The organism is Mycolicibacterium insubricum (assembly GCF_010731615.1).
Classification (GTDB): domain Bacteria; phylum Actinomycetota; class Actinomycetes; order Mycobacteriales; family Mycobacteriaceae; genus Mycobacterium; species Mycobacterium insubricum.
Genome location: NZ_AP022618.1, coordinates 4247645 through 4262730, shown reverse-complemented (window position 1 = coordinate 4262730; position 15086 = coordinate 4247645). Strand labels below are relative to the sequence as shown.

12 protein-coding genes, 1 tRNA gene and 1 pseudogene are annotated in these 15086 nt (G+C 69.3%); 5 read left to right on the top strand and 9 right to left on the bottom strand.

Annotated features, from left to right (window positions below; translation table 11 throughout):
• Positions 1 to 18: 18 nt before the first annotated feature.
• The 3 genes from G6N16_RS20010 to G6N16_RS20000 are packed head-to-tail and all read left to right on the top strand — an operon-like array spanning position 19 to position 4754.
• The gene (locus tag G6N16_RS20010) at positions 19 to 1569 is read left to right on the top strand and encodes a carboxyl transferase domain-containing protein (protein WP_083031245.1); all 1551 of its coding nucleotides are present in this window, start codon (positions 19 to 21) and stop codon (positions 1567 to 1569) included.
• A 7-nt stretch (positions 1570 to 1576) separates the two neighbouring features.
• Positions 1577 to 3601, top strand: a complete 2025-nt coding sequence (locus G6N16_RS20005; RefSeq protein ID WP_083031243.1) for an acetyl/propionyl/methylcrotonyl-CoA carboxylase subunit alpha — start codon at positions 1577 to 1579, stop codon at positions 3599 to 3601.
• Entirely contained in the window at positions 3594 to 4754 is a 1161-nt protein-coding gene (locus G6N16_RS20000; protein WP_083031241.1) for an acyl-CoA dehydrogenase family protein, read from the top strand. The genes G6N16_RS20005 and G6N16_RS20000 overlap by 8 nt, the downstream gene beginning before the upstream one ends.
• 84 nt (positions 4755 to 4838) lie before the next feature.
• Here the strand turns inward: G6N16_RS20000 and G6N16_RS19995 are convergent.
• Both G6N16_RS19995 and G6N16_RS19990 read right to left on the bottom strand, forming a co-directional pair.
• Positions 4839 to 4911: transfer RNA gene (locus tag G6N16_RS19995), tRNA-Arg, on the bottom strand.
• A gap of 189 nt (positions 4912 to 5100) precedes the next feature.
• Positions 5101 to 6075 (bottom strand): LLM class flavin-dependent oxidoreductase, encoded by a 975-nt coding sequence (locus tag G6N16_RS19990; RefSeq protein WP_083031239.1) that lies wholly within the window; start codon positions 6073 to 6075, stop codon positions 5101 to 5103.
• Positions 6076 to 6325: 250 nt separating this feature from the next.
• Between G6N16_RS19990 and G6N16_RS19985 the strand changes: the two genes are divergently transcribed.
• Positions 6326 to 7333, top strand: a complete 1008-nt coding sequence (locus G6N16_RS19985) for an NADPH:quinone oxidoreductase family protein (RefSeq protein WP_110810857.1) — start codon at positions 6326 to 6328, stop codon at positions 7331 to 7333.
• 31 nt (positions 7334 to 7364) lie between these two features.
• On the opposite strand, the gene G6N16_RS19980 is transcribed toward G6N16_RS19985, so the two are convergent.
• The 7 genes and pseudogenes from G6N16_RS19980 to ku all read right to left on the bottom strand — a co-directional run.
• Positions 7365 to 7487: a DUF3349 domain-containing protein gene (locus G6N16_RS19980; protein WP_083031238.1), complete on the bottom strand. Its 123-nt coding sequence runs from the start codon at positions 7485 to 7487 to the stop codon at positions 7365 to 7367.
• Between the two features lie 124 nt (positions 7488 to 7611).
• Complete coding sequence (locus G6N16_RS19975; protein WP_083031236.1) at positions 7612 to 8421, bottom strand: TIGR03621 family F420-dependent LLM class oxidoreductase; 810 nt, start codon at positions 8419 to 8421, stop codon at positions 7612 to 7614.
• Positions 8422 to 8442: 21 nt separating this feature from the next.
• Positions 8443 to 9687, bottom strand: coding sequence for an Nramp family divalent metal transporter (locus G6N16_RS19970; protein ID WP_234805860.1), 1245 nt, complete (start codon positions 9685 to 9687; stop codon positions 8443 to 8445).
• A 61-nt stretch (positions 9688 to 9748) separates the two neighbouring features.
• The gene (locus tag G6N16_RS19965) at positions 9749 to 9997 is read right to left on the bottom strand and encodes a hypothetical protein (protein WP_083031235.1); all 249 of its coding nucleotides are present in this window, start codon (positions 9995 to 9997) and stop codon (positions 9749 to 9751) included.
• Positions 9998 to 10028: 31 nt separating this feature from the next.
• The gene (locus G6N16_RS19960; protein WP_083031233.1) at positions 10029 to 11105 is read right to left on the bottom strand and encodes an NAD(P)H-dependent amine dehydrogenase family protein; all 1077 of its coding nucleotides are present in this window, start codon (positions 11103 to 11105) and stop codon (positions 10029 to 10031) included.
• A 14-nt stretch (positions 11106 to 11119) separates the two neighbouring features.
• Positions 11120 to 11911, bottom strand: coding sequence for an SDR family oxidoreductase (locus G6N16_RS19955; protein WP_083031231.1), 792 nt, complete (start codon positions 11909 to 11911; stop codon positions 11120 to 11122).
• Between the two features lie 5 nt (positions 11912 to 11916).
• Positions 11917 to 12714: pseudogene (gene ku, locus G6N16_RS19950) on the bottom strand (non-homologous end joining protein Ku); the annotation flags it as partial.
• A gap of 38 nt (positions 12715 to 12752) precedes the next feature.
• Between ku and G6N16_RS19945 the strand changes: the two are divergent.
• Complete coding sequence (locus G6N16_RS19945; RefSeq protein ID WP_083031229.1) at positions 12753 to 15041, top strand: ATP-dependent DNA ligase; 2289 nt, start codon at positions 12753 to 12755, stop codon at positions 15039 to 15041.
• Positions 15042 to 15086 lie beyond the last annotated feature (45 nt).

Sequence of the window (15086 nt, the reverse complement as noted above, 5' to 3'; positions counted from 1 at the left end):
ACTTGAGGGCGGGCGGCAATGGCATCCGGTACGTCGAACCGCGAGCAGCATCTGCAGCTGGTGGAGCAATTGCGGGCGAAGCTGGCCACCGCCGCGCGCGGTGGGTCCGAGCGCTCCCGGGAACGCCACGTCGGGCGCGGGAAACTGCTGCCGCGCGACCGGGTGGACGGTCTGCTGGACCCGGGCAGCCCGCTGCTGGAGATCGCCCCGCTGGCCGCCGGCGGCATGTACGACGACGAGTGCCCCGGCGCGGGCATGATCGCCGGGATCGGCCGGGTGTCCGGGCGGGAGTGCATGATCGTCGCCAACGACGCGACGGTGAAGGGCGGGACCTACTACCCGGTCACCGTCAAGAAGCACCTGCGCGCTCAGGAAATCGCCTGGCAGAACAGTCTGCCGTGCATCTACCTGGTGGATTCCGGTGGGGCGTTCCTGCCCCGTCAGGACGAGGTGTTCCCGGACCGCGAGCACTTCGGCCGGATCTTCTACAACCAGGCCAGGATGAGCGCGGCCGGTATTGCCCAGATCGCGGCGGTCCTCGGATCGTGTACCGCCGGTGGTGCCTACGTCCCGGCGATGAGCGACGAGGCGATCATCGTGCGCAACCAGGGCACCATCTTCCTGGGCGGGCCACCATTGGTGAAGGCGGCCACCGGCGAGATCGTGACCGCCGAGGACCTCGGCGGCGGTGACCTGCACTCGAAGGTCTCCGGCGTCGCCGACCATCTGGCCCACGACGACCGCGACGCACTGCGGATCGTGCGGCGCATCGTGGCGACCCTGGGACCGCGCAACCCGTGCCCGTGGGAGGTGGCCGAGACGATCGACTCGGTCGCCGACCAGAGCGAGCTCTACGACGTGGTTCCGGTGGACGCCCGGGTGCCCTACGACGTGCACGAGGTCATCACCCGGATCGTCGACGGCGGCGAATTCAGCGAGTTCAAGGCCGAATACGGCACCACTCTGGTTACCGGGTTCGCCCGGATCCACGGGCATCCCGTCGGGATCATCGCCAACAACGGTGTGCTGTTCGGCGAATCCGCGCAGAAGGGCGCGCATTTCATCGAACTGTGCGACAAACGCCTGGTGCCGCTGGTCTTCCTGCAGAACATCACCGGCTTCATGGTGGGCCGGGACTACGAGGCCGGCGGCATCGCCAAGCACGGCGCCAAGATGGTGACCGCGGTCGCCTGCGCGCGGGTGCCCAAGTTCACCGTGGTGATCGGCGGTTCCTACGGCGCGGGCAACTACTCGATGTGCGGGCGGGCGTACTCGCCGAGATTCCTGTGGATGTGGCCCAACGCCCGGATCTCGGTGATGGGCGGCGAGCAGGCCGCCTCGGTACTGGCCACCGTTCGCGGCGACATGACCGCCGAGCAGGAAGAGGCCTTCAAGGCGCAGATTCGTGCCCAGTACGAGGGCCAGGGCAACCCGTACTACTCGACCGCCCGGTTGTGGGACGACGGCGTCATCGACCCGGCCGACACCAGAACCGTTTTGGGCCTGGCCCTTTCGGCCGCCGGAAACGCACCGGTGGAACCGGTGTCCTACGGCGTGTTCAGGATGTGAGGAACCGGTGAGCAACGCACTTTTCGATACCGTCCTGATCGCCAACCGCGGCGAGATCGCCGTCCGGGTGATCCGCACCCTACGCCGGCTGGGCATCCGGTCGGTGGCGGTCTACAGCGAGGCCGACGCCGGTGCCCGGCACGTCGCCGAGGCCGACACCGCGGTGCTGCTCGGCCCGGCCCCGGCCCGGCAGAGCTACCTGAATATCCCCGCCGTCGTCGACGCGGCACGGCGCACCGGCGCGCGGGCCGTCCATCCCGGGTACGGATTCCTTTCGGAGAACGCCGAATTCGCGGCGGCACTGGCCGAGGCGGGCATCACCTTCATCGGTCCGCCGGCCGCGGCGATCGCCACCATGGGTGACAAGATCACCGCCAAGGACGTGGTGTCGGGCTTCAATGTGCCGGTGGTGCCGGGCATTGCGCGCCCCGGCCTGACCGATGCCGAGCTGATCGCCGCGGCCACCGAGATCGGCTACCCGGTCCTGGTCAAACCGTCCGCCGGCGGTGGCGGCAAGGGCATGCGACTGGTCACCGAGCCCAGCGAGTTGCCCGCCGCACTCCTCGGTGCCCGTCGTGAATCCGCGGCGGCGTTCGGCGACGACACCCTGTTCCTGGAACGGTTCGTGCTGCGCCCGCGTCACATCGAGGTTCAGGTGCTGGCCGATCGTCACGGCAACGTGTTGCATCTGGGCGAGCGGGAATGCAGCCTGCAGCGCCGCCACCAGAAGGTCATCGAGGAGGCGCCGTCGGCGCTGCTGGACCCCGAAACCCGGGCGCGGATCGGCAAGGCGGCCTGCGACACCGCGCGCAGCGTCGACTATGTCGGCGCGGGCACCGTCGAGTTCATCGTCTCCGCCGACGCGCCCGATGAATTCTTCTTCATGGAGATGAACACCCGGCTGCAGGTGGAACACCCGGTGACCGAGATGGTCACCGGATGGGACCTGGTGGAATGGCAGGTCCGGATCGCCGCCGGCGAGCAGCTCACCGCCACCCAGGACGACATCGTGCTCGACGGGCACGCCATCGAGGCGCGCGTGTACGCGGAGGATCCCGGCAACGGGTTCCTGCCCACCGGCGGGACGGTTTTGGACCTGGCCGAGCCCGCAGGCAAGGACGTCCGGGTGGACTCCGGGATTCGCGCCGGCACCGTGGTGGGCAGCGACTACGACCCGATGCTCGCCAAGATCATCGCGCACGGCCCCGATCGGGCGGCGGCGCTCGCCGGGCTCGACACCGCGCTCGCCGACACCGAGGTGCTCGGGGTGGTCACCAACGTCGACTTCCTGCGGTTCCTGCTGCACGACGACGACGTGGCCGCGGGCCGCCTGGACACCGGGCTGCTGGACCGGCGGCTGGCGGACTACGCGCCGCCGCAGACCTCCGACGACGAATTCGTGGCGGCCGCGGCACATCGTTGGCTGCAGTACTGGGCCGGCAGCGCCGATGACCTATGGACCCGGCCCAACGGCTGGCGCGTCGGAGCGCACGCGCCGACCGTGACCCGGCTGCAGGCACACGACCGCACCGAACACGTCCGCATCACCGGAACCCCGGAATCGGCGACGGCAAACGTGGAGGACGGCGAAAAGCGCACGCTGGCAGCCGAACTCGACGGAGACCGGTTGACCGTGACGATCGGTGGACTGCGCGTCGGGTACCGAGTCGCGGTCGACGATCACCGGATCTGGCTGGCCGGGCCGCGGGGCGTCGTGCGCCTGGAGGAGGTTCGGGAAGCACCCGTGCGCCCTGACGACGAGCACAGCGGCGACGCCGAACTGGTCAGCCCGATGCCCGGCAGCGTGGTGGCCGTCAACGCGGCGACCGGCGACCGGCTGAGCGCCGGTGCGGTCGTCGTCGTCGTCGAGGCGATGAAGATGGAGCACTCGCTGACCGCACCGGTCGACGGGGTGGCCGAGGTGCTCGTCGCGGTGGGGGACCAGGTCAAGGTGGGCCAACCGCTGGCCCGCATCAGCGCAACAGACACCACCAGCACAGACACCACCAGCGAGGAAGCGACCAATGCCTGACTATCTGTCCACCGGAAACCTGCCCGACGAGTACGCGCAGCTCGCCCGCACCGTCCGCGACTTCGCTCAATCCGTCGTCGCCCCGGTCGCGGCCAAACACGATGCCGAGCACAGCTTCCCGTACGAGGTGGTCGCCGGGATGGCCGAGATGGGACTGTTCGGCCTGCCGTTCCCCGAGTCCTACGGCGGCATGGGTGGTGACTACTTCGCGCTGTGTTTGGCGCTGGAGGAACTCGGCAAGGTCGACCAGAGTGTCGCCATCACCCTGGAAGCCGGGGTATCCCTCGGCGCGATGCCGATCTACCGGTTCGGCAACGAGGACCAGAAGCAGCAGTGGCTGCCGCTGCTGACCAGCGGTACCGCGCTGGGTGCGTTCGGGCTGACGGAGGCCGGCGGCGGCAGCGACGCCGGGGCCACCAAGACCACCGCCCGCCTCGACGACGGGCACTGGGTGATCAACGGCTCCAAGCAGTTCATCACCAACTCCGGCACCGACATCACCCGCCTGGTGACCGTCACCGCGGTGACCGGCGGAACCCCGGACCGGCCGGAGATCTCCTCGATCCTGGTTCCGGTGCCGACCAAGGGATTCACCGCCGGACCCGCCTACGACAAGGTCGGCTGGAACGCGTCGGACACCCACCCGCTGAGTTTCGACGACGTCCGGGTACCCGAGGAGAACCTGCTCGGCGAACGCGGCCGCGGCTACGCGAACTTCCTGCGCATTCTCGACGAGGGCCGGATCGCGATCGCGGCGCTGTCGGTGGGGGTCGCGCAGGGCTGCGTCGACGAGAGCGTGCGCTACGCCAAGGAACGCTCGGCGTTCGGCCGGCCGATCGGCAAATACCAGGCCATCGAGTTCAAGCTGGCCCGCATGCAGGTTCGCGCCCAGGCCGCCCGCACCGCCTACTACGACGCCGCGGCCCTGATGCTGGCCGGCAAGCCGTTCAAGACCGAGGCCGCGGTGGCCAAGCTGGTGGCCAGCGAGGCCGCCATGGACAATGCCCGCGACGCCACCCAGATCCACGGCGGCTACGGGTTCATGAACGAATACGCCGTCGCGCGCCACTACCGCGACAGCAAGATCCTGGAGATCGGCGAGGGCACAACGGAAGTCCAGCTGATGATCATCGCCCGCCAGATGGGTCTGTAACCGGCGGGCGCGGGTGGCCGAAACACCGGCGGGCGTCGGCCGAAGGGAAAACGTCAAGCATCAGCCGAGGTCGTGCAGATTTCGTGCCCCCGGCATGATTCGAACATGCGACACCGGCTTTAGGAGAGCCGTGCTCTATCCCCTGAGCTACGGGGGCGTGCGACGGATCGCAACAGGTGGAACACCCATAGGGATGCCTCATGGTAGTCGGCGAGCGGCGAAACCGCGGAATTGGGGCGCGGCCGGGCTTCGGCGAAGCTGTCCCGCATAGCGTTTGGTGATCGCGGACATCGTCGCCACGCTCTCAACCATGCCAGACCCGGGAACCTTCGCACGGCCGTCTTGGCTACCCGGAAACCGCGGGCAGCACCTCGTCGACCACCCGCTGCAGATACGGCCAGGCGATCTCCGGAGGCGTCCCGCCGCACAGCGGTGACAGGTTCAGCATGCCGCCGGCCCGCAGATGCGCGACGGTCTCGTCGACGCTGAGGATCCGGTGTGACCGGGACGTTGCGCGGAGTTCTTCGATCGTCTCGACGTGGGTGAACCCGGCCGAGGTCTGGTTGCCCGGATTCCACCCCGCGTAGGTGCTGGCGTCGTGCAGCAGATGCGGACCCAGTTCCTGCCAGGCGGCGTCCACGTCATCGGCCACGAACATCACCGACGGGGTGTCACGGGCCGGCAGCAAGGCGAAGCCGACGGGGTTGCCGTGCTCGCGGCAGGCGGCCTCGTAAGCCTCCCGCATGCCGGGCAGGTTGGTCTGCGCGAGCAGGGGCAGCCCATAACGCCCGGCGCGCCGGGCAGCCGCCATCGACCCACCGCCCCACATCATCATGGGGCCGCCGGGCGTGTGCGGCGCCGGCGTGATCTGCACCCGCCGGCCGTCGATCTCGGCTTCTCGGCCGGCCACCAGGGGCCGGAGCACACCGAGGTTGCGGTCCGCGATGCGCCCGCGCGCGGTGATGTCCAGCCCGAACAGCTCGTACTCCTCGGGCCGGTACCCGAGGCCGAACACATACGACGCCCGGCCCTTGCTGATGATGTCGAGGACCACCATCTCCTCGGCGAGCCGGACCGGGTCGTAGAACGGCAGGATGACCACCAGGTTCAGCGCCAGCCGCTGCGTGCGGGCGGCGATCGCCGACGCCAGGACGGTCGGCGTGGGCAGATAGCCGTCCTCGGAGACGTGGTGCTCGCAGATGACGGCCGCAATACAGCCCCGGGTCTCGGCCCACGCGCACATGCCCAGCGCCGCCGCGTAGAGGTCGGTCGCCGGGGCGCCGATCTGTGGGGCCCGCATGTCGAATCGAAGCGTGAACATGACCCGCCAATCGCTGAACGTGACAATTATTTCCGGGAACGTAACGCGGCGTGGGTGCCCGGTCAAGCAAACGTCTGCGCCGTCGCGCAGTATCCGATCGGTGCGGGCGTTTTTATAGAAACCCTCTTAGATTCCACCGGTTTCGGCGACGGGAGGCGTGCCGGTGCCGCATGGTTGGTGTCCGGTAGTGCCCGAGTCGCAGCCCACTGGCTCGGGGTCGCGTCCATCGGCGGCGCGGCGGGACGTACCCGTGAACGGACGGAGCGAGAAGATGAAGGCCTGGGTGGCAACCAGCCTCACCGGTGAAGCCGGTCTGGAACTGCGCGAACTCCCGGAACCCGAATGCGGTCCCGGCCGGGTTCGCATCGCGATTCACGCGGTGTCGTTGAACTACCCGGACACGTTGATCACCCGCGGCAAGTACCAGCTGCAGGTGGAGCCGCCGTTCGTTCCGGGCAGCGAGGCCGCCGGGGTGATCGTGGAGGTCGGTCCCGGTGTTACCGGGCTGACGGTGGGGGACCGGGTGCTGACCATCGGCGGTCTGGGCGCCTTCGCCGACCAGATCGTGGTGGATCCGGCCGCCCAGCAGGTCCACGTGATCCCCGACGAGATGAGCTTCGAGGAGGCCGCCGGCTTCGGCATGGTCTACGGGACGGCGATGCACGCGCTGCGGCAGCGCGGCCAGATCCAGCCGGGGGAGACCGTGCTGGTACTCGGCGCGGCCGGCGGTTGCGGCAGCGCGGCGGTCGCCGTGGCGTCCATGATGGGCGCCCGGGTGATTGCCGCGGCGTCCAGCGCGCAGAAGTGCGCGTTCGCCCAGGGCTTCGGCGCCACCGAGGCCGTCAACTACGGCAAGCACGATCTGCGCGAGCAGGTGATGACGGTGACCGGCGGCGACGGTGTCGACGTGCTGTTCGATCCCGTCGGCGGGGCGCTGTTCGAGCAGGCGCGCCGGTGCCTGGCCTGGAACGGCCGATACCTGGTCATCGGCTTCGCGGCGGGCGGGATCCCGGTGATGCCGGCCAACTACGCGCTGATCAAATCCATCTCGATGATCGGGGTGGCGTTCGGGATGTCGGCGGTCCGGGACCCGCAGATGAACCACGCGAATTTCGCGACGCTGTTCGGTTGGTACCGGCAGGGCCGGCTGCCGGTCGCCCCGTCGTCGATCATTGCGTTCGACGAGATCCCCGACGCCTGCGCGCAGATGTATAGCGGCGGCGGCGTCGGGAAAACCGTCGTTCGGGTTGAGCGGTGAGTGATCCGGGGGCCGGGTACGGCCGCAGATTCTAGAAGTTCGGCGTTGGGCGCCGGGGCGCCAGTGCCAGCAGGGGCAGGTAGCCGTGGCGTGGTGCCTCGGCGGGGTAGCCGGTCCGTACCCAGGTCACGGCCTTGTTGACAAAATCGCTCATCGAAGGGCCTCCGATCGATCCGTGTAATCAAACGGTGCCACAACTTCAGGTTAATTGTCGAATACGTGCGCGCAATCACACCGTGCCGAAATCACGATTCGGCGCACAAAACCCACCGAAAAAGTTAGCGGAGAATTTCGATCACCGGGGCGAATGCCGCGGCGTGCTCACCCTGCACGGTGAAGTAGGTCAGGCCGTATCGGTCACGGTATCCGCGCAGGTTATCGGCCATTTCCGCGGGTGACCCGGACAGTACGCTGGGCATCGCCAGCAGCTGCTCGTCGGTGCGTCCCGGTGAGAACCGCCGAGTCAAAGATAGGTTTGCCAACCCTGACGAATCGGTCGGTACGGCGGTAATCGCCAGATTCAGCACCAGATCGTCAAACCGTTCGCCGGCCGCCTCGCGGACCCAGCCGATGCGGCCGGCCAGGCCGGGAGCCTCATCGGAGCCGGTCAGGCCGATCAACTGGGCGTGCCGGGCCGCAACGGTCAGTACCCGAGGACCGTTGCCGGCGATCAGCAGCGGCAGTTCGGGCAGCTCTCGGCGCAGGTGATCGGCGACGTGCTCGAGGTAGTCGACCCGGGCCCCCGCCGGGGGGAACGGCAGCTCCGCGGCTGTGAACTCCTCGGCGACGTAGCCGGCGCCCAGGCCGAGGTCCAACCGGCCGTCGCTGAGGATGGCCAGGTCGGCGGCGTCGCGGGCGAGCAGCGCCGGCTTGTAGAAGCAGGCGTTGAGCACGAAGGTGCCCAACCGGATGCGGTTGGTGACCGCCGCCGCCGCGGCCAGTGCGGGGAACGGCGCGATCGCCCCGAGGTGGTCGGGCACGTTGAGCACGTCGTACCCGAGGTCCTCGCAGCGGCGGACCGATTCGGTCCACTCCCGTAACGAGCGCACTGCGCGCAAGCCGACACCGAAACGGAAGTCCTTGCTCACGGCGCCGATGTTACGCGTGGCTCAACCGGCGAAGGTTTGGTAGACGAGCACCAGGTTCAGCACCGAGATGACGATCGCCACCAGCCAGCCGAGAACGGTGCTGATCCGGTGGTTGACGTCGTCGCCCATCAGGGCGCGGTCGCTGGTCAAACGGATCAACGGCAGCACCGCGAACGGGATGCCGAACGACAGCGCCACTTGCGAGAGCACCAGCGCGCGGCTGGGATCGACGTGCAGGGCCAGCACAACGATCGCCGGCAGTAGCGTCACGAACCGTCTGACCAGAAGCGGCACAGACACTTTCAGCATGCCGTCCATGATCATCGCGCCGGCGTAGGCGCCGATCGAACTCGACGCCAGGCCCGAGGCCAGCAGGCCGACGGCGAACAGCAGCGCCACCGTCGGGCCGAGTGAGTCACGAACCGCGGCGTAGGCGCCCTCGATGGAGTCGGTGTCCGGACGCCCCTGCAGATGGGTCGCGGCCACCAGCAGCATGGCGATGTTCACCGCGCCGGCGATCAGCATCGCCAGCACCACGTCCCAGCGGGTGGCGGCCAGCAGCCGGGTCCGCTTCGGCCCGGGCTCGAACCGGCCGTGCCGGTCGATCACCAGCCCGGAGTGCAGGTACACCGCGTGCGGCATCACCGTCGCGCCCAGGATCGCGGCGGCCAGCAGGATGGACTCGAGGCCGTCGAACCGGGGAACCAGGCCGGATGCCATGTCCGCCGGCGCGGGCGGGTCGACGAACAGGCTGGACAGGAAGCCGATCGCGATCACCAGCAGCAACCCGCTGATCACCCGCTCGAAGGTCCGCTGACCGCGACGGTCCTGCACCACCAGCAACAGCAGCGACACCGCTCCGGTGACGACGCCGCCGGCCAGCAGGGGCAGCCCGAACAGCAGGTACAACGCCAGCGCGCCGCCGACCACCTCTGCCAGATCGGTGGCCACCGCCACCAGCTCGGCCTGCGCCCAGAACCCGATCCGGGCCGCGGTGCCGCTGCGCGCAGCGATCGCCTCCGGCAGGGTGGTGCCGGTCACCAGGCCGAGTTTGGCCGACAGGTACTGCACCAGGCCGGCCATCACGTTGGCCACCACGATCACCCACAGCAGCAGGAAACCGAACTGGGACCCCGCGCTGACGTTGGCCGCGACATTGCCCGGATCGACGTAGGCGATCGCCGCCACGAACGCCGGCCCCAGCAGATAGAGGGCAGGCAGCCGGGGCCCGCGGCGCGCGCGCGGCGATGTCGGATTGGGGGTCACCGGGAGAAAAGTTACCGCCCCCCGCGGCACCGGGGCCGTGGGGGGCGGAAACGGGACGCAGCTACATCACAAACATGCCGTCATCCCAGGGGAACATGCCGCCGAACTGTTCGGTCGGGTACACCGAGGGACGGGAGTCGATCTGGACGTTGCCGGGTGACTCACAGACCGTGGTCTGTCCGCCCTCCATGCCGCCACCGGCGCCGGTCACCTCACACGGGCCCGCCGAGGCGCTCGGTGCCAGTGCGATCGCCGTCGCGGCGGCGGCCGCCAGCAACACCCCCGAACAGGCTTTCAACTGCAGTTTCATGGCCGTGCCTTTCACTTGGTCGGGTGGACGCCTACGGCGCAGCGTAGCGCCCGACCCCTGCTATCAATGGTAGGTCCAATGTCGTCCTCAGGCCGGGCTCCGCGGCGACCACCGCGGGAATCGCATTGACCACCCGCATCGCGGTGGCGACCAGCCCGGCGTGGTTGTGGTCCCCGCGGGTGCTGCCCAGGCACAGATCCAGCGCGTACGACGGCTCCCCGGTGATCTCGATCCGGTACGACCCGCCCGGCTGCGCGGGCTGCGGCCAGTGCGGGCACAGATCCTCCCGCAGCCGGGTGACGTGCTCGAGGACGACGGCCGGGGCGCCGTCGACCAAGCCGATCACCTCGAACCGCAGCGCGGCGGCGCTGCCGGCCGGGATGTGCCCGGCGGCGATGTCGAAATCCTCCGGCGCCGGTTCGCGCAGGTACATCTCCTCGAGCCCGTCGAGCGTGAGCCCCAGCCCGGCGGCCAGCTGCCGGACCACCGACCCCCACGCCATGCTCAGCACGCCGGGCATCAGCAGCAGCGGGATCTCGTCGAGCGGGCGGCCGAATCCCATCACGTCGAACATCACCGTCGCGGAGTCATAGGTGGCGTAGTCAACGATCTCCATGCACCGGACCTGCTCGATGCTCTGGCAATTTCCGGCCAGCGCCAGCGGCAGCACGTCGTTGGCGAAACCGGGGTCGATGCCGCCGACGAACAGGCTGGAGCCTCCCGCCGCCATGGCGTCGGTCAGCGGGGTGATCAGCTCGTCGGGAATGACGTCCCACGGGTACTGCAGGAACACCGGCCCGGTGCCGACGGCGTTGACCCCGGCGGCCAGGATGCGCCGGTAGTCCTCCAGCGCCTCGGGCAGCCGGTGATCGGCCAGCGCGGTGTAGACCACGCAGTCGGGCTTGGCGGCCAGGATCTCGTCGAGGTCGGTCACCGCCTGCACCCCGGTGTGCACATCGAGGCCGGCCAGGTCCCCGGCGTCGCGGCCCGCCTTGGCGTCCGAGGACACCCACACCCCGGTCAGCTCGTAGTCGGGGTGGGTGATCAACGCCGCCAGGGCGTGCCGGCCGACGTTCCCGGTTCCGATTTGGGCTACCCGCAGTGTCATACCGATCGATCTTGCTACAGATCGGGTAGCGGCAGGTCCAGGTTGGGCGAGGTGAGGCCGCCGTCGACCTCGAGGACCTTGCCGGTCAGGTACGACCCGGCGTCGGACGCCAGGTACACCGCGGCGGCCGCGACGTCCTCGGCGGTGCCCAGCCGGCGCAGCGGGGTGGCCTGTTCCATCGGGGTGCGCAGGGCCTCGTTGCCGGACACGATCTCCAGCGCCGAGGTGAGCATGGAGCCCGGGGCGATGGCGTTGACCCGGATCCGCGGGCACAGGTCGGCCGCGGCCAGCCGGGTGTAATGGGCGAGCGCGGCCTTGGCGGTGCCGTAGGCGGCGAACCCCCGTCCGGACAGCCGGCCCATCGTCGAGGTGATGTTGATGATCGATCCGCCGCCGGCGTACTCCAGCATCAGCGGAACCGCCGCGGTGGTCAGCGCATGCGCGGTTCCGACGTTGAAGGCGAACGCATCCCGCATGGCCTTGACGTCGGTGTTCAGTAGCGGCCCGGGCATGGTGCCGCCGACGTTGTTGACCACAATGTCGAGTCGGCCGAACGCGGCGACGGCCTCGGCGGCCAGCGCCGCGGTCGCGTCGGCGTGCGCGAGATCGGCCACCACGATGTGCGCGTGACGGCCGGTGGCCGCGATCAGCGCGGCGACCTCCTCCAGCTGATCGCGGGTGCGCGCGGCGATCAGCACGTCGGCGCCGGCCTCGGCGAAGGCCAGCGCGATGCCCGCGCCGAGGCCGCGCCCCGCTCCGGTCACCACGGCCACCCGGTCATCGAGGCGGAAACGGTCCAGGATCATCAGTTGCCACCGGCCTTACGCGCTTGGATGCTGGCCTCGAGTTTGGCCAGCAGGTCGGATACATCATCGGGGGCTTCCGGTGCGGTGTCCGGCGATTCGGCGGAAAAGGCTTGTTCTCCTTGCAGTTTGGCCTCGACCAGGTCGTGGAGCTGATCCTGGTAGTCGTCGCGGAAGCGATGCGGTTCGAAATCGTCGACCATCGACTCGACCAGCTGGGCGGCCATGGTCAGCTCGGCCGGCTTGATCTCGGCGGGGGTGTCCAGGGTGGGGAAGTCCGGGTCGCGGATCTCGTCGGGCCACAGCAGCGTCTGCACCACCATGACCGGGCGCTTGCCCAGATCCCGCACCCGCAGCACTGCCAGCCGGGTCTTGTTGCGCAACGCGAACGCCGCGATCGCCACCCGGTCCGTCTCGTCGAGGGTACGGGCAAGCAGCACATAGGATTTGGTCGACTTGCTGTCGGGTTCCAGATAGTAGGAGCGGTCATAGAGCATCGGGTCGATCTCGGCGGCTGGGACGAACTGGAGCACCTCGATCTCCCGGTTGTGTTCCACCGGCAGCGTGGCGAGGTCCTCGTCGGTGATGACCACCGAGCGGCCCTCGTCGTCGGTGTACGCGCGGGCGATGTCGCGGAAGTCCACCACCGCGCCGCACAGCTCGCACACCCGCTTGTACCGGATGCGCCCGTGGTCCTCGGCGTGTACCTGGTGGAACTTCAGGTCGTGGTCCTCGGTGGCGGCATACAGCTTCACCGGCACGTTGACCAGACCGAACGAGATGGCGCCCTTCCAGATGGACCGCATTCTGCCAGTATGCGCGAATTCGGGTATACGTTGGCGGAATGGACGCGCCCGGGCAGCTGCGATGCTGGCCGCCGGATCACCCGCTGGTCACCCTGACCAACCCGGACAAGGTGCTCTATCCGGCCACCGGGACCACCAAGGCCGAGGTCTTCGACTACTACGTGCGGATCGCCGAGGTGATGCTGCCGCACGTGGCGGGCCGGCCGGCCACCCGCAAGCGCTGGCCCAACGGCGTCGCCGAACCCGCGTTCTTCGAAAAGCAACTGGCCGACTCCGCACCCGACTGGCTGGCCCGCGCCCGGGTTCCGCATCACTCCCGGTTCACCACCTACCCGATCCTGGATTCGACGGCGGCGCTGGCCTGGATCGGCCAGCAGGCGGCGCTGGAGGTGCACGTCCCGCAGTGGCGGTTTATCGCCGACGCCGGCCGGGTGCTGCCCGGTCCCGCGACCCGGCTGATCTTCGACCTCGACCCCGGACCGGGCGTCGGCATGGCGCAGCTCTGCGCGGTGGCCCGGGCGATCCGAGTGTTGCTGGAATCGATTGGGCTGACGGCCTATCCGCTGACCAGCGGCAGCGCCGGCGTGCACCTGTACGCGCCGCTGGACAAGCCCGTCAGCTCCCGCGGTGCCAGCACCCTGGCCAAACGCATTGCGCTGCAACTGGAGAAGGACATGCCCGCGACGGTCACCGCGTCCATGGCCAAGACCGCCCGGACCGGGCGGGTGCTGGTCGACTGGAGCCAGAACAGCGCCGCCAAGACCACCGTCGCACCGTACGCCCTGCGCGGCGTGGACCAGCCCACCGTCGCCGCGCCCCGGACCTGGGCCGAACTCGACGACCCGTCGTCGCTGCGCCAGCTCCGGTTCGACGAGATACTGGATCGCGTTGGCGCAGAGGGTGATCTGCTCGCCGGTATGGACGACGAGGTCCGCGCCGCCGACCGGCTGACCACCTACCGCAGCATGCGCGACCCGGCCCGCACCCCCGAGCCGGTGCCCAGCGACGCCCCGAATCCGGCCGATGGGAACACCTTCGTCATCCAAGAACACCACGCCCGTCGGCTGCACTACGACTTCCGGCTGGAGCGTGACGGCGTGCTGGTGTCCTGGGCGGTGCCCAAGAATCTGCCCGACACCCCGTCGGTCAACCACCTGGCGGTGCGCACCGAGGACCATCCCCTGGAATACGGCAGTTTCGCCGGGGTCATCCCCAAGGGCGAATACGGTGCGGGCACGGTCAGCATCTGGGACTCCGGCACCTACGACACCGAGAAGTTCATCGACACCCCCGAGCGTGGTGAGGTCATCGTGGTGCTGCACGGGCAGCGGATATCGGGGCGCTACGCGCTGATCCGCACCGGCGGCAACCAGTGGCTGGCGCACCGGATGAAGGATCAGCCCGGTGCGACACCGGATCTAGCCGAGCTCAAACCGATGCTGGCCACCGTCGGGGAAGTCTCGGAGTTCGACGGTGGCCGCTGGGCGTTCGAGGGCAAATGGGATGGGCACCGGCTGCTGGTCGGTGTCGACGGCGACGAGGTCCGGCTGCGTTCGCGCAGCGGCCGCGAGGTCACCGCCGAGTTCCCGGCGCTGCAATCCCTGGCGCCGCTTTTGGCCGGGCACCGGGTCATCCTCGACGGCGAGGTGGTGGCCACCGATCAGGCCGGGCGCAGCGACTTTTCGGCACTGCGCAACCCCGGCGCCCGCGTCGAGTTCTGGGCGTTCGACGTCCTGGTGCTCGACGGGCGCTCACTGCTGCGGGTGCCCTACGCCGATCGCCGCCGGGTACTGGAGGCGCTGGGGCAGGCCACCGGCCTGACGGTGCCACCGCTGATCGACGCCGCCACCGGCGCCGCGGCGCTGGAGTTCTCCCGACAGCAGGGCTTCGAGGGCGTCGTCGCCAAGGACCGCACCTCGGTGTACCAACCCGGCCGGCGCTCACCACTGTGGGTCAAGGACAAGAACTGGCTGACCCAGGCGGTGGTGATCGGCGGCTGGGTGCCCGGGCGCGGCGCGCGGTCGAACACCTTCGGAGCATTGCTGACCGGCGTGCCCAGCACCGGCGGGCTGACCTACCTGGGGAAGGTCGGCACCGGTTTCGACGATGCCGAACTGCGCAGGCTGACAACACTTCTCGCCGAGCATCGCAGCGGGGAGTCCCCGTTCTCCGGGCCGGTACCCGAGGCCGCGGCGGTGTTCACGGCACCGGCGGTCGTCGGTGAGGTCCGCTACGCCCATCGCACCGCCGACGGCCTGCTGCGCCATCCCAGCTGGCGCGGCCTGCGCCCGGACCTGAGTCCCGTCGACGTCGTGCTCGAGGCGTGAGGTTCGGCGAGGCTCGGCGGAGCCGATGCGAGCGCAGCGAGTGGC

What these genes read in the sequence shown, in the direction of transcription:
- G6N16_RS20010 (WP_083031245.1), top strand. Translation starts at nt 19, where the DNA reads ATGGCATCCGGTACGTCGAACCGCGAGCAGCATCTGCAGCTGGTGGAG.
- G6N16_RS19945 (WP_083031229.1), top strand. Translation starts at nt 12,753, where the DNA reads ATGGACGCGCCCGGGCAGCTGCGATGCTGGCCGCCGGATCACCCGCTG.
- G6N16_RS20000 (WP_083031241.1), top strand. Translation starts at nt 3,594, where the DNA reads ATGCCTGACTATCTGTCCACCGGAAACCTGCCCGACGAGTACGCGCAG.
- G6N16_RS19955 (WP_083031231.1), bottom strand. Translation starts at nt 11,911, where the DNA reads ATGATCCTGGACCGTTTCCGCCTCGATGACCGGGTGGCCGTGGTGACC.
- G6N16_RS19965 (WP_083031235.1), bottom strand. Translation starts at nt 9,997, where the DNA reads ATGAAACTGCAGTTGAAAGCCTGTTCGGGGGTGTTGCTGGCGGCCGCC.
- G6N16_RS19960 (WP_083031233.1), bottom strand. Translation starts at nt 11,105, where the DNA reads ATGACACTGCGGGTAGCCCAAATCGGAACCGGGAACGTCGGCCGGCAC.
- G6N16_RS19990 (WP_083031239.1), bottom strand. Translation starts at nt 6,075, where the DNA reads ATGTTCACGCTTCGATTCGACATGCGGGCCCCACAGATCGGCGCCCCG.
- G6N16_RS19980 (WP_083031238.1), bottom strand. Translation starts at nt 7,487, where the DNA reads ATGAGCGATTTTGTCAACAAGGCCGTGACCTGGGTACGGACCGGCTAC.